This window comes from Streptomyces sp. NPDC059816 (assembly GCF_042732055.1).
Lineage (GTDB): Bacteria > Actinomycetota > Actinomycetes > Streptomycetales > Streptomycetaceae > Streptomyces.
On record NZ_JBHWIQ010000035.1, the window covers coordinates 33958 to 54252 of the forward strand.

21 protein-coding genes are annotated in these 20295 nt (G+C 71.7%); 7 read left to right on the forward strand and 14 right to left on the reverse strand.

Features of this window, described 5'->3' with window-relative positions; translation table 11 throughout:
- Positions 1–14: 14 nt before the first annotated feature.
- From ACFV88_RS32290 to ACFV88_RS32320, 7 genes are all read right to left on the reverse strand, one after another.
- Positions 15–779 carry an XRE family transcriptional regulator gene (locus tag ACFV88_RS32290; protein WP_385495659.1) on the reverse strand — a complete coding sequence of 255 codons (765 nt, stop codon included), beginning with the start codon at positions 777–779 and terminating at the stop codon, positions 15–17.
- A 210-nt stretch (positions 780–989) separates the two neighbouring features.
- Positions 990–2141, reverse strand: a complete 1152-nt coding sequence (locus ACFV88_RS32295; RefSeq protein ID WP_385495660.1) for a protein-L-isoaspartate O-methyltransferase — start codon at positions 2139–2141, stop codon at positions 990–992.
- A 36-nt stretch (positions 2142–2177) separates the two neighbouring features.
- Positions 2178–3047, reverse strand: coding sequence for a radical SAM protein (locus ACFV88_RS32300; protein ID WP_385495661.1), 870 nt, complete (start codon positions 3045–3047; stop codon positions 2178–2180).
- 88 nt (positions 3048–3135) lie between these two features.
- On the reverse strand, positions 3136–3336 hold the full coding sequence (locus ACFV88_RS32305; RefSeq protein WP_385495662.1) for a hypothetical protein: 201 nt from the start codon (positions 3334–3336) through the stop codon (positions 3136–3138).
- 47 nt (positions 3337–3383) lie between these two features.
- Positions 3384–3995 carry a hypothetical protein gene (locus ACFV88_RS32310; RefSeq protein ID WP_385495663.1) on the reverse strand — a complete coding sequence of 204 codons (612 nt, stop codon included), beginning with the start codon at positions 3993–3995 and terminating at the stop codon, positions 3384–3386.
- Positions 3996–4286: 291 nt separating this feature from the next.
- Entirely contained in the window at positions 4287–5168 is an 882-nt protein-coding gene (locus tag ACFV88_RS32315; RefSeq protein WP_385495664.1) for a phosphotransferase enzyme family protein, read from the reverse strand.
- Positions 5165–6493: an XRE family transcriptional regulator gene (locus ACFV88_RS32320; RefSeq protein ID WP_385495665.1), complete on the reverse strand. Its 1329-nt coding sequence runs from the start codon at positions 6491–6493 to the stop codon at positions 5165–5167. The genes ACFV88_RS32315 and ACFV88_RS32320 overlap by 4 nt, the downstream gene beginning before the upstream one ends.
- Before the next feature lie 306 nt (positions 6494–6799).
- Here ACFV88_RS32320 and ACFV88_RS32325 point away from each other — a divergent pair, with 306 nt between their 5' ends.
- Positions 6800–7714 carry a phosphotransferase family protein gene (locus ACFV88_RS32325; RefSeq protein WP_385495666.1) on the forward strand — a complete coding sequence of 305 codons (915 nt, stop codon included), beginning with the start codon at positions 6800–6802 and terminating at the stop codon, positions 7712–7714.
- Here ACFV88_RS32325 and ACFV88_RS32330 read toward each other — a convergent pair.
- The 3 genes from ACFV88_RS32330 to ACFV88_RS32340 form a co-directional block, all read right to left on the reverse strand.
- Positions 7711–9075 (reverse strand): sporulation protein, encoded by a 1365-nt coding sequence (locus ACFV88_RS32330; RefSeq protein ID WP_385495668.1) that lies wholly within the window; start codon positions 9073–9075, stop codon positions 7711–7713. The genes ACFV88_RS32325 and ACFV88_RS32330 overlap by 4 nt on opposite strands.
- A gap of 312 nt (positions 9076–9387) precedes the next feature.
- Positions 9388–10053 carry a YdcF family protein gene (locus ACFV88_RS32335; RefSeq protein WP_385495669.1) on the reverse strand — a complete coding sequence of 222 codons (666 nt, stop codon included), beginning with the start codon at positions 10051–10053 and terminating at the stop codon, positions 9388–9390.
- A gap of 21 nt (positions 10054–10074) precedes the next feature.
- Positions 10075–11181 (reverse strand): helix-turn-helix domain-containing protein, encoded by a 1107-nt coding sequence (locus ACFV88_RS32340; RefSeq protein ID WP_385495670.1) that lies wholly within the window; start codon positions 11179–11181, stop codon positions 10075–10077.
- Between the two features lie 162 nt (positions 11182–11343).
- Here ACFV88_RS32340 and ACFV88_RS32345 point away from each other — a divergent pair, with 162 nt between their 5' ends.
- Both ACFV88_RS32345 and ACFV88_RS32350 read left to right on the forward strand, forming a co-directional pair.
- Positions 11344–11787: a hypothetical protein gene (locus ACFV88_RS32345; RefSeq protein WP_385495671.1), complete on the forward strand. Its 444-nt coding sequence runs from the start codon at positions 11344–11346 to the stop codon at positions 11785–11787.
- Entirely contained in the window at positions 11781–12614 is an 834-nt protein-coding gene (locus tag ACFV88_RS32350; protein ID WP_385495672.1) for an ATP-binding protein, read from the forward strand. The genes ACFV88_RS32345 and ACFV88_RS32350 overlap by 7 nt, the downstream gene beginning before the upstream one ends.
- 445 nt (positions 12615–13059) lie before the next feature.
- Here ACFV88_RS32350 and ACFV88_RS32355 read toward each other — a convergent pair whose 3' ends face one another.
- The 4 genes from ACFV88_RS32355 to ACFV88_RS32370 form a co-directional block, all read right to left on the reverse strand.
- Positions 13060–13962 carry a phosphotransferase family protein gene (locus tag ACFV88_RS32355; RefSeq protein WP_385495673.1) on the reverse strand — a complete coding sequence of 301 codons (903 nt, stop codon included), beginning with the start codon at positions 13960–13962 and terminating at the stop codon, positions 13060–13062.
- 42 nt (positions 13963–14004) lie between these two features.
- Positions 14005–15384, reverse strand: coding sequence for a hypothetical protein (locus ACFV88_RS32360; RefSeq protein WP_385495674.1), 1380 nt, complete (start codon positions 15382–15384; stop codon positions 14005–14007).
- Between the two features lie 267 nt (positions 15385–15651).
- On the reverse strand, positions 15652–16134 hold the full coding sequence (locus ACFV88_RS32365) for an SAM-dependent methyltransferase (RefSeq protein ID WP_385495675.1): 483 nt from the start codon (positions 16132–16134) through the stop codon (positions 15652–15654).
- A 66-nt stretch (positions 16135–16200) separates the two neighbouring features.
- Complete coding sequence (locus ACFV88_RS32370) at positions 16201–17589, reverse strand: Tat pathway signal protein (RefSeq protein WP_385495676.1); 1389 nt, start codon at positions 17587–17589, stop codon at positions 16201–16203.
- A gap of 207 nt (positions 17590–17796) precedes the next feature.
- Here ACFV88_RS32370 and ACFV88_RS32375 point away from each other — a divergent pair, with 207 nt between their 5' ends.
- From ACFV88_RS32375 to ACFV88_RS32390, 4 genes are all read left to right on the forward strand, one after another.
- Complete coding sequence (locus tag ACFV88_RS32375; RefSeq protein WP_385495677.1) at positions 17797–18312, forward strand: hypothetical protein; 516 nt, start codon at positions 17797–17799, stop codon at positions 18310–18312.
- Between the two features lie 82 nt (positions 18313–18394).
- Entirely contained in the window at positions 18395–19255 is an 861-nt protein-coding gene (locus tag ACFV88_RS32380) for an ATP-binding protein (protein ID WP_385495678.1), read from the forward strand.
- A gap of 29 nt (positions 19256–19284) precedes the next feature.
- Positions 19285–19767, forward strand: coding sequence for a hypothetical protein (locus tag ACFV88_RS32385; RefSeq protein ID WP_385495679.1), 483 nt, complete (start codon positions 19285–19287; stop codon positions 19765–19767).
- Positions 19764–19976 (forward strand): DUF5999 family protein, encoded by a 213-nt coding sequence (locus tag ACFV88_RS32390; RefSeq protein WP_385495680.1) that lies wholly within the window; start codon positions 19764–19766, stop codon positions 19974–19976. Before ACFV88_RS32385 ends, ACFV88_RS32390 begins: the two co-directional genes overlap by 4 nt.
- Positions 19977–20295 lie beyond the last annotated feature (319 nt).

Sequence of the window (20295 nt, forward strand, 5' to 3'; positions counted from 1 at the left end):
CTCCCCACCACAATTCAGGTGTGCCGTACCGGCAGTGCGCGGACGGCCTCGATCGTCTCCACCGGCCGCGCGGACGCGCACGCCTCCCGACCATGGTGGACCAGCCCCATCGCTCCTTCCCTGCTGAGCAGGACCCCGGAGTCGAAGGCGTCCTGCCCGTGCAGGCTCGGCAAGGGAACCACCGCGGCGCTCTCAGAGGCGACGAAGAACCTTTCCAGTGCCTCGGCCGGCTCCACCAACCCGATGTGCAGCGTCTTCACCCCGTTGCGGCGCGCGAACGGATCCCGCAGCTCCAGCAGCCGCACCAGATGATCCGTGAGCGCCCGGTGCCGCGGCGGCCCGTACAGCACCCGGTAGTGCACCAAGTCCGGACGCCCGGCCACCGCCGACTCGATCGACCCCAGATACGCCCGCTCCCGCGACCGGGAACCGGTCACGACCAGTTGTTCCCGTGCGCCCTCCACCACCGAGATCATCGCCTCGACCAGATCCGCCCATCGGGTCAGGACCCTGGCCGCGGCCGCCGAACCGGTGTCCAGCACACCGGAGGCCGCGCCGTCCTGATGCGCGAACAGCACCTCCGGCCGCCCCCGGTACAGCTCACACAACCCCGCTCGATTCCGCATCCCCGTACGGCGGCGGCCGGACTCCCACGCACTCAACAGGCTCGCGTCCGTCGCCCCGCCCGTGATCGCGTTCAGCGCCTCAGCCGCCTCGTCCAGCGTCATGTTCCGCGCCAGGCGCGCCCGCCTCAACGCCGAATCCGTCCTACTGGTCACCGACCACCGCCCCCTCCTCCATCAGCCGAACTCTCACCCACTCCCGCTGAGTGCTCTTGAGCGCTCAGCGGCGACACTCCGGGCCCCGCCCGGAATCGTGCGACGCGAGCCTCGTCCTCCCAGCGAACACTGCAATCTACGGTGGGTAGTTGACAAGTCGCACAACGTGGTACCGCCAGAAGCGACGGCCGACCGCTGTATGGGGGAGGGTCATCCTGCGCCGATGGTTGCCGACCAGCCGCTGCGGGCGATGTGGCAGGTGCCGTCCGGGGTGATGGTGACCGCGGCTCCGGCGACGGGCAGGTCACCGTCGATGACGAGCCAGGTGCGGATCTTGTCCAGCAGGTCCCACAGGCGGCGCTGACCGCTCTGGTGGACGGTGGGCAGTTCCCGGGGACCGGTTGCCGTGGCGCGTGCCCAGGAACCGTCCGGGTGCAGCATGTAGGCGGTGCGGGCGCCGTCTTCGCCTTCGTCGAAGTGGTGCTCGATACCCGGCACGGTCAGTTCGAGGGTGGAGCGCACGTCCCACGTGCGGTCCACCTGCATCACCGGGTAGCGGCCGGTGGTGATGCTCTCGCCCTTGACCGTCTTCGCGGTGTTCCACTGGGCGGTGGTGTCGGGGGCGGCGGGGTAGTCGTCGCCGTGGCGTACGGACATGAAGGAGGCGCCTTGGTGGGCGATGTATCCGGCTGCTCCTCCGTCCTCGGTCTTGTCGGCGACCAGGAGCAGGCCGGTGTTGGTGATGGTGGTGACCAGGCGTCCGCCGGGCCGCAGGGCAGTGAGCCAGGAAGCGGGGATCGCGCGTACCGACACGGTCGAGACGATGCGGTCGAACTCGTCCGGCAGGGGTCCGGTGATGTCGTGGACGGCTGTGCGCGGGTGGAGCCCGGTGGCGTTGAGCCGGTCGGTGGCGGTGGCCACCAGGTGGGGGTCGATGTCGATGCTCGTGACCCTGCCGTCTCCCAGGCAGTGGCAGGCGAGGGCCGTGCCGTATCCGGAGCCGGTGGTGACCAGGGTGCGGGAGGCGTCGCCGAAACAGGCATGCCGGTACATGGTGATGACGAGGGTGGGCAAGGTAGATGAGGACGTGGGCCACTGGCCATAGGGGGCGATGGTGCCCGGTTCAGCCTTATCGGCGTGCAGGTTTCCGATCTGGGTGACCAGTGTGGTGTCGGAGTACGCGGCGTCCAGCCACGCCTGGGTGTCGTGGGCGCCGTGGCGGACGATCCGGCCGTTGTCGGTCCGCTCGAACCAGGCGGGGACGAAGAGGTGGCGGGGGGTGCTGGCGAGCGGGGTCCACCAGCGTGATTCCGGCCGCAGGTGGGTGTCAGCCAGGCGGCGGGCGTGAGTGCGCCAGTCCACGTCGTACGTCCTCGCTTCTGTTGCTTGTGGTTCGGGTCAGTCCTGTGCCGGGCCGCAGGGTCCGGGTTTGTCCGGCGCGCACTTGCTGTCGTCGTTGGGGGCACAGTCCGGCGTGCAGATGGCGCCGGTGCGGCGCGAAATCCCCGCGGTCGCCCTGGCCCACTGGTCGCTGCTCAGTACGGATGCCAGGCTCGTACCGTCGGCGACGGTGCCGCCCTTGAGGAAGCGGCCGAGCTCGCACGGGGCGACGGTCCCGTCCGGCAGGACCGCCGCCTTCTCGTCCCCGCACCGCCCGCACAGGGCGGAGACCGACGGCAGCACCCCGCCGGCGGCGTTGCCGACGGGACGGACTCGATCGACTCGGACCCGGTGGACGCCGATCGCCTCCATCTCGGCCTGTGCCTGGGCAACTCGCTGGCCGCCGCCCAGGTCGATGATGCCCACGGACACGCGAATGCCCCGACGGACCGCTTGGAGAACGTTTGCGCGTGTCGCTGTGTGTGATCCGGGCCGGCCGGTCGCGGAATCGTGCTGGACGGGGTCGTCGCTGTAGTACGAGGTCGCCAGTTCGAGGCGCGGATGTCCGAGCAGCTCCCAATGCTCGGCCCGCACCCGGTACAGATTCGAGTAGATGCGGACTCGTATCCCCAAGTCGAGTGCGTGGCGGGCGAGTTCGGTGATGTGCGGGTGGAGCAGCGTTTCCCCGCCGATGAGCTGCACTGTCGTTGTGCCGAGGGTGGCGGCTTCGGAGATGACCCGGCGCCAGTCGGTGAGGGACATGCTGCCGTGGCTGCCAGTGGGGCCGGCCTGGGCGTAGCAGTGGCTCGGGCAGCTGAGCTGGCAGCGGGTGGTCAGCTCCAGCGACAGGAAGCGTAACGGTACCGGGGCCTCCGGTGCGGTCGTCATGGGAACCAGCGTAGAGGCCGTGGGGCGCGGACGAGTTGGCTTTGAGGGACTGCGCGGGCCGCTGCTGGGGGCAGGTCGGCCGTCCGTTTCAGCGGCGGACGATCTTCACAGCAGTGACCGCCCGCGGGCCTTGGGCCACGTAGTAGCAGACGAAGCTGTCGTACACGGTCGCCAGCCGACGGTCGGGCTCGTCCTTGGTGCCGGCTGGGCTGGAACCCTGGCCGTAGGGGTCCTTGCCGATCGTGGAGGCCATGGCCCGGTCGAAGGCGGCCCGGACGCTTGAACTCATCGCCCGGCGCGCCCGTTCGGCCTGGTCGACGTACGCGATGTGGTAGGTCACGATCCCGCCTCCGTCCTGGAGGATCGGCACGCGGCGTGTTCCTGGTCCGCGAGACGGTCGAAGGCGGCAGTATCCAGGGCCTTCTGCTCCGCCGGATAGGACCAGCGAAACAGGGCAGTCGCGAGATCCTGCCCGGCGACGCGGCCGGTCTCCTGCTCGAACTCGGCGAGCTTCTCTCCGGCCAGGGTCCGCCGGATGCCGGCGATGGTCGCCGGGAACTCCGTGGGGGGCTCGCCGTTGTACTCGTCGACCGTCCACACCGCCGGAACGGCCTCGCCGGTGGCCGGGGGCGGGTCGAGCACCGTGACCGGGGTGTTGTCCTGGTCGAGGACTCCGGTGAAGTCCCCGGCCCGCAGCCGTGCCACAGAGGCAGGATCACTGTTTTCGGCCCCGGTGGGTAGCACGTGTTCGAGTAGGACGTAGACGAGGTGCTTGGCGGGGGTCTGGTCCACTACGGCGTCGAAGGCGGCAAGGCGTTTCCCGTCGAGGCGAGCTCGCACGCCGTCGATGGATGCCGGGATCTCCGCCCGCTTCCCGGCGAGGGGGATGCTCCACACCGGGCCTGCTGGCAGCATCGCCCCGGCGGCTTCTCGTACGCTGTCGGCCATCCGCCTACCGTACGGCCGGGCACGGTCCCCCGGGGGATCCTTGAGCCGGTATCCCACGATTGAGTGACCCCGGGCGCGAAGCGCGAATCAGCCCAAGGCCGCGCCGCGATTTCGGTACGCGGTGCTGGGCAGCGGCGGGCTTCATCCCTATTCCTGAGCCGCCAGGGCTGGTGAGCGCGATGTGGCGCCGCACGGGAGAGGTAGGTGACGCCAGCGAGCCACATCCGCGGCAGCGGGACCGAGCGTGCGGCTGCCAACGCGGGGCGAAGGCCGGCCCTGGGCTCCGGTGGGTCAGTGGATTCCCCAGCGGACGGTGCGGCGCCCGGTCTGCAGGGTGTGGAGACGGTGGTCGAGTTCAAGGGCGGCCTGGGTGTCACCGCGGTCGGCTCGGCGGATGAAGGAACCGAGGGTGTGCAGGTCCCTCATCCCGATCAGGATTTGGAGGCCGGGCCAGGTGCGGGGGTCATGGCTGTAGGCGCGGGTGAAGGCGTTGATCTCCTGTTCGCTTCGGCCGAAACGATGAGCGCCTTGGATGGTGTTGGCGAGATCGAGTTCCCGGGGGCCGGTCGCGGCTTCGTCCCAGTCGCCCAGCCGGACGAGGCCGTCGTCCCAGAGGGTGTTGCCGGGGTAGGCGTCGCCGTGAATCAACCCGTGGCCGAGAGGGGAAGGACCGAGGGAGCGGTAGGCGTGGACGGTCTCCTCGGCAGCGGCAGCGAGCCACCTCCGCCGGCTCTCAGTAAGAGTGGTGCTCCGGGCGAGCGTGTCGGTCAGGTTGACGAGGGGCTGGTAATCGGGGAGTTTCACCGGAGGGTCGGGCAGGGCGTGGAGTTCGCGGAGGAGTGCTCCGAGGGCACTCGCCGGAGGCGGGGCCGGGGGTTGGGGGTAGTGGACCCAGAAGGTGACGATGTAGCCGGATTCGGGTTCCTGGACGGGCTCGCCGACAGGCTGAGCGGCGGGGAACCCGTGGTCGTGGAGCCAGCGCAGGAGGGCCCAGGTCTGTATGGTCTCGTCGGCCCGGGCCAGGGGGCGTACCCGGGCGACGATGTGCTGGTCGGGGAGCAGGTACACGTCGGTGGCGTGGTTGCGGAGGGGGATCACCTCGCCTGTGGGCAGACCGAGTTGGCGTCGGGCGTCGTGGACGGCGGTGTGGGGGGAGGTGCGCATCGTAGTCATCGGGGTGACGGTAGCGCGGGGGTGGCGCCGTCGAGGACCTGGAACGAGGTGATCGCCTTGGTGAGCTCCCGGGCGGTGGGGTGGGACTGCAGCGGAGCGTGGCGAAGGGCGTGGGTGATGCGTTGCATGCCGTCGCCGAGCTGCTGGATGCGCTGTGCGGGAGGGAGTGCGAGGAGGGGTTGGAGGGCGGTGGCGGCTGCGTCGACGTCGCCCTGGGCGAGGCGTGCGGTGATGATGTCGACGGTGGCGAGGGCTTCGTCGCCGTAGGAGCGCTCCTCGCGGGGGCCGCGGATGTATTGCTCGATCGCGTGGGTGGCGTGGTGTTCGGCCTGGGTGTGGTTGCCGAGCAGGGAGTGGGTCGCACCGGTGTAGTAGTCCTGCTTGGGAGCGGGGAAAGTGAGTATGCCGCCGAAGTCGGCGAGGCTGTCCGGTGCGGGGGTCTCGTCGCGGGCGGTGTTCATCCGTCGCAGCGCGCCGACGGCGCGGTGGTGATCGCCGATGCGGGCGGCGGTGCGGGCTTCGATGGCGGCAAGCCGGATGCGAGATTCGCCGGCGGGGGCGAGCGTGGTGGCCTGGTCGATGTGCTGGAGGGCGCGGCGGGGCCTCGGGGACCATTCGGCGATCAGGGCGGCGGTCCCCGCGGTCCAGGCCAGCAGCCCGTGATGGTCGGCCTGGCGGGCGCAGGTGTCGGCAGTGTGCACCTGGGCGAGGGCCGCTCGGTGGTCGCCCAGGTTCTGCGAGGCGTGGGCCAGCAGAAGGCAGGTGGTTCCGGCCAAATAGAAAAGGTCGCGGGTGTGGCGGGGCTTCTGCCGGCCGTTCAGGAACTGGAAGAGGTCGTCGCGGACCTCGATGAGCTCGTCGAAGAGCGGCCGAATCGGAGCGTGGACGTAGGCGGTGGCGATGCGGGCAAGGTCGTCCGACAAGTAGGTGAGCGTCTCGTCGGTGACGTTGGTGGTGATCGAGTTCGCGAACCCGAGCGATTCCCGGGCGGCTCGTCCTACGTGCCCGGACGCGGTGTCGTCCGCCGGCGCTTCGGAATCGGGAGCCGGGGGGTTCTTCCCGCAGGAGGACGCCTCCTGGGCGAATCCGAGGTCGGTGAGGGTGACCGGGCGACGGAGGAGGGAGCTCATGATCTCGCAGAGCAGGACGGCGGTGTCCGGGCGGATCCCTCCGCCGTCCCGCCAGCGCTGGACGGAGACATGGGTCGTGCCCAGCAGGGCGCCCCGCTGGGTGCCGAGGTCCCGAAGCCGTCTGGCGAGGCCCTTGCTCGACGCGCCCGCCTCGTCCATGAGGGTGATCAGCTTGTGGTTCGGTTCCCGGTCCATGTTTCCCCGCCGTTCCGCCGTGAACGACCTCATCGTGACACACGCCACATCCTGCGGGGTGTTCACTTCTGAGCCCCAGGGCAGCCGCTTCGCGGTCGCGCGAACCCCCTGGTGAACCTTCCGGCACCGCACAGGTGTGCTGTTGGCTGATCACACCGGGCACGGTCGCACCAGCGGGCTCCGAGCGGAGCCGTCGAGCCATGCCCACGAGCGCTCGGGCCTGAGTTCCCTGTACCGGCGTGGGTACCGTCGGTGTGGTGGAGGCGAGTCCGCCCTGGATCGTCCATGCGAGAGGAGTTGACCGGGATGACGAGCGATGTCGACGGGGCGCGCCGGGGGCTCACGCCCACGACCGCTTCACGACTGATGGAGCGGGCGTGCGGGATCGCGGGTCTGGACAGCCGGGGCGCGGCCTTGATCCGTCTCGGTGAGAACGCCCTGTTCCGGCTGGCCCGCGCTCCGGTGGTCGTACGGATCGCCCGCTCGCCGGAGTACCTGCCCCAGGTCGTCAACGAGGTCGCGGTCTCCCGCTGGCTGACCGGCGTGGGCTTCCCGGTGGCCCGGGTGTTCGAGGAGGTCGAGCAGCCGGTCGTGGTCGCGGGCCATCCGGTGACCTTCTGGCACCTGATCACCGAGGGCGTCCGGAAGGCGTCGTACGGGGAGCTGGGAAGAACGCTGAAGGCCCTGCACGCGCTGACGCCGCCGGACACCATCCGACTGCCCCGGTTCGACGTGTTCGGGCGAACGGACCTGCGGATCGAGCGCGCACCGATCCCGTGCGGTGACCGGGCGTTTCTGCGCCGCCAACTCCGGCAGCTGGCGGACGGGGTAGAGGCGCTGAGCTTCAACTCGGTGCGGACGCCGGTTCATGGGGACGCCCATGTCCAGAACCTCATGGTCGATGCCGACGGGCGGGTGATCCTGATCGACTTCGAGAACTTCTGCTTCGATCACCCGGAGTGGGACCTGATGGTCACGGCCGTGGAGCACCACAGCCTCGGATGGCAGACCCCGGCGCAGTACGCGGACTTCGTGGCCGCATACGGACGCGATCTTCACGACTGGCCCGGCTACAGGGTGCTGCGGGGGATCCAGGAGCTGCGGATGACGACGTGGCTCATGCAGAACGTGAGCGAGAGCGAAGGAGCGGCAGCGGAGTACCGGCGTCGGATCGCCGCGCTGCGGGACGACAGCGCGCGCCGGAACTGGCAGCCTGCCTAGTCCTCGTCGTTCGTCCGCACCAGGGCGCTGCGGACCCGGTCGTGGAAGTCCGCCGTGCGGGCGTGGCCGGCATGGGCGCTGACCTCGTGCTGGAAGTCGGTGACGTAGCCCAGGAACCGGGCGGACTGGAGCGAGTCCCCTTCCTCGACGGCCTGGGTCGCCGTGCTGAGGGCCTCGTCCAGTTCGCCGTGCAGGAGCAGGCTCTGGGCGAGGACCATCCGGCAGAAGCCGAGCGTGCGGGCGTACTTGGGGGCGGTCTGGGCGACGGCGCGCTGGGCGTGGTGCACGGCGCTGCGGTGCTGTCTGAGATCCCGGAAGCAGTGCGCCAGCTCGCCCTGCAGCTCGGCGGCGTTGAAGTAGGTGAGCCAGCCGGGATCGTCGCCGGTGTCCGCCTTCTCGAAGTGCCGCTCGGCTTCGTTCATCGCCCTCGCCGCGCCGACGGCGTCCTGGGCGCAGCCCAGTGCCCGGGCTTCCATCGCGTTGTAGAGGGCCATGGCCCGGGGCGTGGCGTGGTGGCGGGCGCCTTCGGTCGCGGCCCGGGCTAGCCGGACGGCCTGGTCGTGGTGGCCCAGGTAGTTGGCCTGGTGGCTCAGGTTGGACAGGATCCGGGAGCCCGCCATCCGGTCGCCGGTCACCTGGGTCAGCCGGAGGGTCGAGACCAGGTAGTGGTGGGCCAGTTCGTGCTTTCCGGTGTCGTAGGCGGTCCAGGCCAAGAGCTGCGCGAGCTCGGTGGCCGCGCTGAACAGGGAAGTGCCGACCTTCTCGCTGTGGCTCCCGGACAGGAGGGGCAGGACCTCGTGCCGGAAGTAGTGCCGCAGGGCCCGGTGCCCGTGACCGCCTCCGTAGAGGAAATCGAGCCTCATGAACATCTCGCCGGCCGTCCGGATCGCGTGGACGTCCCTCATGCCGATGCGGCGGTCCGAAGCCGCCCCGGCGGGGATCCCGTCCGGCCGGGCGAGGAGCCACGTCAGCACAACGGAGTCAAGCCCGATGGCGTTCACGTTCAGCGGGCCGGTGACCATCGTGCCGGGGTCGGTCGCCGCCAGGCCGTCCAGGGCGGCGAGCGCTTCCCGGGGTGACGGCGGATATCCCCGGACCGGCGGGGCGGTCGGCTCCGGCTCGTGGGCGAAACCCAGTTCGATTAGGGTGAGCCGGCGGTTCAGCAGTCCGCTGAGCACGTCGCGGAGCAGCGCCGCAGCGCGCGGCTGGATCCCCGAGCCGCCCCGCCACCGCTGCACGGAGACATGGGTCGTGCCCAGAGATGTTCCCCGCTGATGGCCTAAATCCCGCATCCGCTTGGCCAGGCCCTTGTTCGACGTTCCGGCCTCCGCCATCAGGGAGATCAGCAACTCGTTCGGCATGCATACCCCCAGGGACCAACCGGAACGCGACGATGCAGGCACACATGGTGACACACGCCCAACAGAGGGGGGTTCATGAGTGAACCCCCTTCCAGGGAGACCGTGTTCATGTGAACCCCCCGGTGAACACTCCCGAACAGAACACCACCGTCGTTGACTCTGCGGAACAGGAACGGCGGCCACCGACCGCCGCTCGCAGTCGCTGCGCGAATGGGGTGAACGATGGCCGACCTCCCGACCAGCCCTCCCTCAACGGCGAGCCGCGCCCTCGTACTGGACCTCCAACACACCCCCGACCCCCACCAGGGTGGATCAGGCCAGCAGACGGCTGGTGAACCCGGACGCGACCAGCTCGGCGTACGCCGCCCCGACGTCGCCGGGCATGTCCTGCTCGACCGCGAACCCGAGCCGCGGGTATTCGACGACCCGCTGGAGGTCGCCAACCAGCATGTCCACCACCAGCGTCTCGTCGCCGATGCTCGCGACGTAGTCCTCGAAGGCCAAGTCCTCCGAAGCGCACACCACCTCCACCTCCGGCCACACCTTCCGGACGGTCGCGTACGACCGCCGCTGCATGTAGGGCTTCGTCACGAGGAGCACGGTGTCGGGTTGGATGCCGGCCTGGTCCAGGAGGGCGCGGCTGAAGAGGATGTTCTCCCCCGTGTTGGCCGCCTTCGGTTCGACGAGGATGGCGTGGTCGGGGACGCCGAGGGCGATGGCGTGCTCGGCGTAGTGGACTGCCTCGCCGCGGGGGAAGACCTTCGCGGTGGTGGGGCTGTTGCCGCCGGTGAAGACCACGACCTTGGCCAGACCCTGGTGGTAGAGGCCAGCGGCGGTGGTGGCGACGCCGAGGTCGTGGCTGCCCAGACCGATGGCCACGTCCGCAGGGCGGAGCCGGTGGCCCATCTGGTGGTAGTCCCAGATCTGGCGGGCCTGCTCGCGCTGGGCGTCGGTGATCGCCGGTGGGGTGCTGGTCACGGGTGTCCTTCTTCTCGGGGGTCAGGCCCGGCCGGGTTCGGCGTGGGCCCGGGTGCGGATGCTGTCGATCGCGGCGAGCTGGTGGCGCAGCCCGACGCGGGCGGCGGTGTGCGCGGCGGTGTCGAGGACGCGCAGGCCCTCGTCGCGGGTGGCCGGATCGCTGATGAGGATGTGGCCGTAGGCGGTGTCGAGCCGGACCTGCGGCAGGGGGGCGCCGGGTCGGGTGGTGGTGCGGGCGATGCCGATGCAGGCGAGGGCGGCGGTCAGGTCGCCGGCGCCACGGTGGGCGAGGGCGATCTTCTGGTGGGCGACCGACCAGTCCTCCGGCTCCTCCAGGGCTTCGAAGTCGCGGGCGGCGGCGGTCATGACCTCGGCGGCGTAGGCGTGGTTGCCGTCCTTGCTGAGGGCGGTGCCCACCCACAGGCGGGCGCGGGCCCGATCCCGGGGCGAGAGCCGCGGGTCGTCGGCGAGGTTCTCGTACCGGCGCGCGGCCGTGACCAGTTGTCCGGACATCTCCACGGTGACGGCGAGCGACAGGTCGATCTGGGCGATCCGGCGGGGGATACCGAGTTGCCCGTACAGGTCTCTGGCGGTGGTGTAGTCGCTGGTCGCGGAGAGCGGTCCCAGTACCGCGCCCTGGTCCCGTTTGAGGTCGCCGAGCAGCGTGGTCGCGCGGGCCAGCAGGTACAGGCCGCGATTGTCCAGGACCGTGGCGGGGAAGCGGTGGGTCCAGCGGCGGATCAGCGAGTCGGCGAAGGTGAAGTCCTGCCGGGCCAGCGCCACGGTGGTGCGGTCGAGGTCGTCCGCCCAGGCTTCCAGGTCCGCGCCGGACGCTCGGCCGACCGTCACCCGACCGCCACCGTCCCGCCCCTGCCCGGTCCCGGGTCCGGTCTCGTCGTTGAGGAAGGTCTCGAACCGCTCGTGGACGGCGGCGTCCGCGCGGGAGAGCGCGGTGTCCAGGATCGCCTGGGTGTCCGGCCGTGGCCGGGTGCGGGCGCGCAGCTGCTCCCACTTCGACACCGTCCGGATGCCGACCCCGAGGTGCTCGGCGAAGGCCCGGACGCTCATCCGCAGCGCGAGCCGCAGCGCGCGGGCCTCCTGCCCGCTCCAGTGGTGCACGGTCGCCACAGGCCACTCCCCACGCGCTCGTTCCGTGGTCATCGAACCACGAGGCCGGGCCCGGGGGGTGCGCAAGTGCCACGGAAGTGCCACACCGGTTCCTTGGACGGCGCACCCGCGCGGGCCAGGCTGAGCCTCCCGATCCGCTTCCGACACCGTGGGGCCGCCGTCGTGGAACCGCTCACCGAACAGCGCCCGGTCGTCCGGCCGGCCGTCTACGGATTCCTCCGCCCCGGTAGGGCCTCGGCGGCCCGGCGCACCGCCCTGCGGCAGGCGCTCGCGGTGTACTGCTCCACCCGGGAGCTGGAACTCGTGGACGTCTTCACCGAACACGACAACGACCAGGGCTCGGAAGGCGCGTTCGCCAGGCTGCTCAACGCCCTGGCCGCCGGCGCGTACGGAGTCGTACTCCCCACGCCCGCACACCTGGGACCCCGCGCACACGCCACCGTCCGGCGCACCCAGGTCACTGGGACCGGTGCCCGCATACTCGCCCTCCGCGACCACGACCACCCGCGCCCCTCACGGGTAGGGCCGGTGCCCGCCCCGCGCCAGTGCGAGCTCCTTCCGGTGCTCCCCGTCTTCGGGAGCCGTTCCCAGGAGGGCTCGTGGTGACAACCGCCGACCTCTATGTCTGCGACCCGGACCCGGTAGCGGCGATGTCCGCCTTGGACTCGCTGTCCCGCGCGGCCGCCGACCGGGGCTGTACGGTCCGGGCCGCGGTGGCCGATGTCACCGGGCGGGACACGACGCCGACGGACCGTCCCGGCTGGTCCCGGCTGTCCTCCGCCGCTGGTCCCAGCGATGTCCTTCTCGTCCGCTCGCGGGCGGAGCTCGGGCACACCGCCGCGCGCCGCGCCCCGGTGGCCGCCGCCCTGAAGGGGAACGGTGTCACGGTCACCGCGGTGGAGCCGTTGCCGTGGGAGACTGCGGACTGGGTTCGCGCTTGGGGACGGCCGGACCGACCCGGGCCCGGCGCGGGCGGTACGCCGCCGGTGGGCGGGTGCTGCTGTGTGGCGTTCCCGGCGTTGGAGGCGCACACCTCGGTGATCCGGAGGCTGGCGCGCCGGGTGCTGAGCGGGTGGGGGCCCCTGCTGGCCGGACTGGATCCGGACGTGGACGCGGACTTGCTGCTGCTGGTGGTGAACGAGTTGGTCACCAACGCGGTCACCCATGGGTCCGACCCCGGTGACCCGGTTGTTCTGACGCTGGAGTGCGACCGCCGACGGCTGTGCGTGGGGGTGGAGGACTGGTCCTCCGACCCGCCGCGCCCGCGCCGCTCCGGGGACGGCGATGTGCACGGGCGGGGCCTCGGCCTGGTCGAGCACGTCGCACAGACCTGGGGACACGTCCCCTCCGTCAGCCGGCCCGGCAAGAAGGTCTGGATGAGCGTCCCCCTCGACCGGGCTCGCAGTTCGCGAGCCCCCGCGGGCGTGCCGTAACCCTCGCCTCCACCCGCTCTCTTCTGCCCAGCCTTTCCTTCTGGAGCTCCGCATGACCTCGTCCACGCTGGCACCGACCCGGGTGTTACCCCCCGCCGGGCCCGCACCCGCAGGGCCGCGCCCAGGGGGGCTGCGGAGGGCCGACCGTGTGCTCGGCTCGCTCCGGCGCCTCCCGGGGCACGGTGCCCTGCTGCCGTCGGCCGCCCGCGTACGACAGCAGAGGCGGGGTCGGATTCCCGTACCGCTGTTGTCCTGCCGGGTCCTGAGCGTTACCGGCCGCCTGCTGGACGCCGACCGGCCGTTTCCGGTCGGGGAGCCCTCGATGGCCGGTGATTCCGACGCGCATGGGCGGGTCCTCTCTCAACAGACGGGGGACGTACGGCGGCTCTTGCACGGTGGGCCGCTCTGCCCGGTCACGGATGTGCCGGGCGACGGATTGCGCTGGTCAGAGGATGTTCCACAGCAGTCCGGGATCGTCCTCGCGCAGTCCCTTGATACGGCGCTGGACCTCGCTGATGGTTCCCGGTGTGTGGGCGGCTTTGCGGGCGTTGGTTGTGATCATGCGGAGCTCGCGGATGTCGCGGAGGGTCTCGTAGCCGGGCCAGGTGGTGATGTCGAGGCCGTACGCGGCGGTGAAGTCGGACCAGTGCCGGGCTCCGTGTCCGAAGCGCCGGCAATGAACCTCCACCGTGGCCAGGTCCCATTCGGGCTGGCCGTGGGCGATCGTGTCCCAGTCGCAGAGCACGGTGCGGCCTCCGGCAGTGTCGTGGAGGGCGTTGCGGTGCTGGGGATCGCCCTGGACGACGCCGGGCGCGAGGGCGTACTTCACCTGTTGCAGCTGGTGTTCGAGGCGGTCGGCGCGGGTGGTGAGGAAGGCCAGGTCTGCGGCGTCGAGGGCGCTGATGGCGGCCAGGGAGCGGTGGATCGCGGCGAGGTTGTCGAGGGGTCGTACGGGGATCGGCGGGGCGGGCAGCCGGTGCAGGGCGGCGAGCGGGGCGGCGAGGTCGGCCGCGGTGACCGGTTCGGGGGGCTGGGGGTAGTGGATCCAGACCGTGGCGAGGGCCCCGTGGTCAAGGTCAAGGGGCTGCGGGCCGGGGTGGAGGGGCACGGTGGGGAAGTCGTGGCTTTGGAGCCAGCGGACGAGGGCGACGGTGCGCTCGACCGTTGCGGCGGGGGTCCCCTTGCGGGCGATCTTGAGGACGATGGGGCCGATGCGGACGACGGCGTTGGTGTGGCCGCGAAGGAGCTGGGGCGGTTCGTGGTCGCCGAGGTCCAGCTCGTTGCGTGCCTGGGCGACCAGGGTGGTCAGTTCGGCGCTGGTGTAGCCGCCCGGGAGAGGTTCCGTCATGGTCCCCAGGCTGGAGCAGAGGGGGCGGTGTTGTCATCCCGCTCAGGCCGGGAGCGCGAGCGCCTCTCCGAGTTCCCGGGCCGCCGGCGCGGTGCGCATCCGGGCGGGGACGGCGGCCAGGACGTCGTGGGCGCGGGCGCCGACGATGTCCGTGCGCTGGGCGGGCGGGAGTTCGAGGTAGGCGCTGGTGGCGAGGCGGCACGCCTCGGACAGATGGCGCTCCTGGGCGAGGCAGATGGCCTGTTCGATGTGGAGCAGGGCGGGGTCGATTCCCGGGTGGTCGCCGTACAGGGTGAGAGCGCGGCTCTGGACGCGGTCGGCTTCGCGGATGTCGCCGAGGTGGGTGAGGGCGCCGCTGAGGTAGAGCAGGAGTCGGCGTTCGGGAAATCCGAAGGCGTCGTCCGGGTCGCCGGATCCGGCGCGGTCGAAGGCGTCGCGGGCGCGGTGGATCGCCTCCCGGGCGTGGGCGGTGTCGCCCTGGCGGGCGAGCGCGCGGGCCTCAGCCGCGGCGGCGAACGCCGCGGTCGGGGTGGGCCGGTGACGGGCGAGTATCCGGGCCTCGCGGGAGAGCGCGACCGCGGTGGTCAGGGGCCCGTAGTAGTAGGGGAGCATCGCGGCCTGGGCGCGGACGCGGGCGCGCAGGTCGGTGTCGGTGGTGTCGTCGGCGGCCGTGCGGGCGGTGGCGTACCAGGCGCGGGACTGCCGCAGGCGGCCGAGTTTCATGAGGGCGTCGGCGATCAGTGTGGTGAGGACGGCGGTCAGTTCCGACAGGCGCATCTGCACCAGGGCGGGCTGCCGGTCGGCGGCCAGGGTCTGGAGTTCGCCGAGTTCGGGCAGGAGCTGTCCGAGCATGGGCGCCGGCGGGATGACGAGGTACTGGCGGCGCAGGTCGAGCAGGCGTTCCTCCAGCAGGTCGAGCTGGACGGGGCTGACGGTGGCGCTCGCGAGGGTGCGGTCCACCCCATACCGGGCGCGGTCCAGCACCTCGTCGAGCGCGTCCGAGGCTGCGGGCGTGGCGGGCGGGGAGTGGGGGTCCCGCGAGGCTTCCGGCAGCCGGTCCGTGTCCTTGGCAAGGGCGGCCGGGGTGTAGTCGCCGCTCAGGCCCAACCCTTCGGCGCTCGTCTCATACAGGCGGCACAGCCGGTCGATGGTCTGGGCGCGGGGGCGGCGCTGGGGGTTCGTTTCCCAGATACGCAGCTGGTCGGGGTCCATGCGGGCTGCCCCCGGGTCGCCCTGGTTCATGGCCCGGTAGGCGTCCACCGCTTCCTGGAGTGTCCAGCCGCGGGCCAGCCGGTGGGCGCGCAACAGCGTCACCGAGCAGCACCGGGCGATGGCTGCGGCCGTCCGGCCGAAGGGCCAGTTCTCCGCGCGTGCCTGCTCGCGTACGCGGGCGGAACAGGAGGGCGGGTGCCGGTCTGCCATGTCGTCGCCTCCGCGAACGGTCCGGGCACCGAGTGTAGTGAAACGGTGGCGAACGGCCCGCGCGTTTCCGTGACTTCTCACGGAAACAGCCTCCGTGACCGTGGAATGTCACGGGCACGGAGGCGGCCCGTGAAACGTCACGGTTGTCCTCTCTCGTGCCGCTTGGCGACTATGGCGTCCCTCTCCCGCCGCCTCGGCGCACTCTCCGCGCTCTGCGGCTCCCCCGCCACCCCGCCGTTGGAGGCGTCGATGCTGCCGGATCCCCGCTCAGCCGCGATCGCGGGTGTCGTTCCAGTAGTCGGGGAGCATCTCGTCGACCCAGGCCGGGGTGCGGATCGGCCCGCGGGGGCCCATGACCGGGAACCAGGGCGCGAGGTCATAGACGGGCGTGCCGTCGACGGCGTCGAAGTCGGTGACGTGGAGGTCGAGTCCGTCCACGCGCAGCAGGCGGGGGTGGGAGACGGCGAGCTGGTTGGGGCGCCGGTGGTTGCGGTGGACGAAGGTGCCCGTCGCGGGCCAGGCGGGGTTGTTCCGCGGGCTGCGGGCGTGCAGGGCGACGTCGTCCGGCGTGCCGCGGTGGAAGTGCCACAGCACCTGGAGGTGGCTGAATTCCTCCAGCCCGGCGAGGGTGTCGAGCGGGTAGCCGGCGTGGAGCCGGATGATCGCCTCGACTCCGCCCTGGTAGTCGTCGGCAACCGTGGTGTGGCCGCCGACGACGGTGGCGACGGGCACGATCTCCAGCCTGGTCACGGCAGGTCCTTCTCGATGATCCGGATCCCGGGACGGTGGTCCGGGATGTGTGGTGGCGGGGCGGGGTCAGGCTACGGAACTCAGCAGGGTGCGGGCGCGGGTGTCGAGGTCGGTGGCGGCTCGGTTGCCCCTGTTGCGGTAAGGGCTGAGCGAGCGGCGCATCTGGATGACCGTTTCCTTCGCCCGGCCGGAGTGGATGCCTGCCATGGCGTCGAGAGCACTTCCCCAGGTGCCGATGGCGGCGTCCAGGTGTCCTTGGCGGGCCTGGACGGAGCCGAGGTATCCGAGGGTGACGGAGTGGGTGCGGGCGAAGGCTTTGGTCCGGCGGGTGTTGACGCTGCGGGTGAACTGTTCGGCGGCGCCCTTGAGATCACCGAGGGCAGTGAGGGTGTGCGCGGTCTGGGAGGCGAGGGATGCCTCGCCGAAGAAGAAGACCCGGCTCGGTTCTGCCCCCGGGTCGGGGTCTGCGGCGCTGAGGTCATCCTCGGCGCGGCGCAGCGCGGCGAGCGCTTCGCGGCGTTGCCCGTCGGCGGCCAGGGCACGGGCGTGGACGACGCCGATGAGGGCGCGTTCGCGGGGTCCGGCGCTGGTGTAGCGCTTGCGTTCGATGGAGGCGGTGGCGAGGTTGACGGCCTGGTGGCCGTGGCCGAGGTCGGCGGCCTGGTGGGCCATGGCGCGGAGGATGTGTCCGGCCAGGGCCGGGTCGTCGGCTTCGGCTGCGAGCCGGACTCCGAGGGTGAACCAGTGCTGTGCGATGTGGTGTTCGCGGGTGTCGAAGGCGGTCCAGCCGCACAGGTAGGCCATCTCGCCGGCGGCGGAGTACAGGCCGCGGCGGACGGGCTCGCTGATGGCGTGGCGGTTGAGGTGGGCTGCGACCTCGTTTCGGAGGTAGGCCACGAGGGCCGTGCGGCCGTCCGCGCCGCCTCGCTTCTGCTCTCGCTGGGAGAAGAACGCGGACATCTCACGGACGCTGTCGACGTCGGCGGCTGTGACGGTCGAGTTGGTGCGGGAGCGGCGCTGTTCGGCTCGTTCGGCGGCCGTGTCCCACCAGGCGCTGATCGGGAGGCCGAGCGCGGCGACGGAGTACGCGGAGGTCGCCAGTGCCGTGCGGCGTCCTATGTCCATCTCGATGTCCCCCAGTTCGAGCAGTGTGCTCGTGGTGTCGGAGCTCCAGTCGGGCTCTGCCTGGCCAGCGTCTTCGAGGCCGATCTCCGCCAGGGTAAGGCCGCGCCGGAGCCCTCGCGAGAGCGTCTCGCGCAGGATGCTGGCGGCTTTCGGCTGGGGCTGGGAGCCGAGGATCCACTGCGAGATGTTCGAGCGCGTGACGCTCGTCAGTTCGATGGCCCCGGATTCGGTTGCCACCACGCGGAAGTGAGCGGCCGTCTGCTCCTGGGACCAGCCGATCTCCCGGATCACGGCCGCCAGCAGCTCATTGCGTGTACGTGTGCGTGCCACGGTTCACCCCCGTGCAGAAAACGATCTTCAGCCGCGTTAGCAGCGTTAGCAGGGTCCGCGGCCCCGCGGGGGTACCCGGCGACCCCCGGCCACGGTTTGCTCACCGTAGCGGCGCCACACGATTCCCGTGACGCCCATGGCGGAAATCCATCGTCCGGCAACCGCGCCTTGAGTGGCGGCACTTCACCCCTTCCCTTGAGGAACCGCATGGAAACGATGACCACCATCCTCTGGCCCCCACGCTCGTCCGACGCCTCCGGCCTCCTGGCCGCGTACACCGGCGTGCTGGGCTGGCCGCTGCTCGCCGGCCGCGTGCCGGTGGAGCCGCGGGACGTCCCGGCCGTGCACGCGAGGTCGCGGCGCACGCCGTGGAGCACGGTGTGCGGGACGCGGTTCGACGCCATGAGCGTTCCCGCGGCCGCGGGCCGCGGGGCGGTGCTGGCCCTGAAGCGGGCCGAGGAGCACGAGCGCGACGGCGTTGTGGTCCCGTGCCTGCTCGCCGGCGCGAAGAGGATCTTCCTGGTCGCACCCGGTACCGGCTCCGCGGTCCCCGGTGCCGAGGTGCTGTCCGGGGAGCATCTGATGCCGGTGCCGCCGACGGGCGGGCTCCGCTGGGAGACACCGCCCTGGGACGTCTGTGCGCGGCGTCCGGTGGACCTGCCGGACGGCCGGGTGCTCGCGGAGCACCTCGACCTCGCCGCCGGTTCGGCCATCCGTCACTAGCCCCGCCCCGGGACGCCCCCGGGCCCTTGTGACCCGCGCCGTTCGGCTTCCCGGACTTCGCCCGCTTTCCGGAGGGATCGTCATGACCACCACGTCTTCGAACGCGATCGTCTATGTCTGTGAGCCGGACGCCGCGGCGTCAATAGCGGCCGCCGATGACCTGGTCGGTGCTGCGGAGGCCCGGGGGATGTCGGTCAGGGCGGTAGTCGCCGACACGGCCGCCCGGGACAGCGCGCTCGATATCCGCCGGGGCTGGGCCGTCGTATCGCCGCTGCTGGCGGCCGGCGACAGTACGCTCGTCGTCCGTTCCCGCGCCGACCTCGGCCGCAGCGAGGGCCACCAGGCCATGGCTGGGGGGCCGCTGTGCGACGGCAGGGTGACGGCGCTGATGCCCGAGCCGTGGGAGGACCAGGACTGGATCCGGGCGTGGCGCGCTCCCGAACGGGGCGCGGCCCGGGCCGTTGCGACGGATTGCGGACAGTTCCCGGGGATGTGCTGCGCGGTGTTCCCGGCGCGGGACGTTCACGTCGCCCACGCCCGGCGGATGACCCGGCGGTTCCTCCAGCCGCTGGAGGAGGTACTGGGCGAGGAGCTGCACTATCTGCTGCTGGTCGCCGTGACGGAGCTGGTAACCAACGCCGTCGTCCACGGCAGCCAGCCCGGCGACCTGGTGACGCTGAGGCTCGAACGCGAGCCCCGTGTGCTGTGTGTGGCGGTGGAGGACGCCTCCGCGAAGCCGCCCTGTCTGCGGACTGCGGATCACCACGACAGCGGCGGCCGGGGGATGCGCCTGGTCGCCGGCCTGACCAAGTCCTGGGGCTACACCCGATTCGCCTCCCGTCCCGGAAAACAGGTCTGGATGCGGATCCCCCACCGGGGCGAGGCCCCCGCCCCCAGCACCACCCCGCCCACGCCGCTCGCGCGAGCCGCGGCGAATCACTGAATCACGGTCCTCTGCAGGGAGCCCTCCCGATGCCCACCCCCGCCCTCCTTCCCGCCCGCATACCTGACGCCCCTGCGCCGGACCTCGTGCGGACGGCCGTCCGCCCGGCCCGGCCGCTGCCCGCGACGCCCGGCGCCGCGCCGAAGGGGACGTCCCCCGCCATCAATCCGGCCGCCGAGCAGGCACTGGTCCGCACTGCGCTGATCCTCGACCCCGGCCGCCGTCTGTCCTGCACCCGGTGGGGTATCGCGCGGCGTCGCCGCGAGCTCGCGCGCCATGTGCGCCGGCTGCTCCCGATCGCGGAGCAGGGCCGGTTCGCCGGGCGGGCGCGGGAGATCGTCGGGCGGGCGGATCTCCTGCTCGCGCAGTGCCGGCGCGGCCGGGGCCTGGGGGCGCTGATCGCCGTGGTGCAGGCCGCCGAGAAGGTCCGTGAGCTCGCGGTGCTGACGCATCCGGAGCCCGACGTCCTGCGGGCGGCGTGCCGTCCGGCGGTCGCGGGGCGTGCCCGGTGACTGGGCGAAGGTGCGGGCACGAGCCCCGGTGTCCTTCGGCGGCGGCCACGGACGGGGCGACCGCGCGGACGGTCACCGCCCAGGAGTCCCAGGGCTGGGCGGTCCTGTGCAACGGGCTCATCGTTTTTGACGACGGCGGGTGCGTGCTCCCGGGTGGCCGGGCCGGAGACGCGCTGCGCGTCCTTCCCCGGGCGGGGGCTGCGGCATGAGGCGCCTGCCCTTGCCGCTCGCCCGGCCCTCCTCCGGCCATGGGGGCCGTCCGCCGTAGAAGCCATGGGCCCTGACCGGAGCGGGGCCCGGACCCCTCACGGTCCGGAGCCGTTGCCGCCGTCACCGGTAGGACCCCTTCGCAGGGATCCGCCAGCCGTTCTGTTCCGCGCCTCCTTGAGGGTGGGGGCCGGGGCGGGGCGTTTGGCGGAGGAGCGTCCGCTCCCGGTGCTTGCGCGCGAGGCCCGCACACCCCGACGTGCAAGCACCGGCCCTCCCCTCTTCCGATCTCCCGCGCGGCCGGCAGCGGCCGCGTGGCTC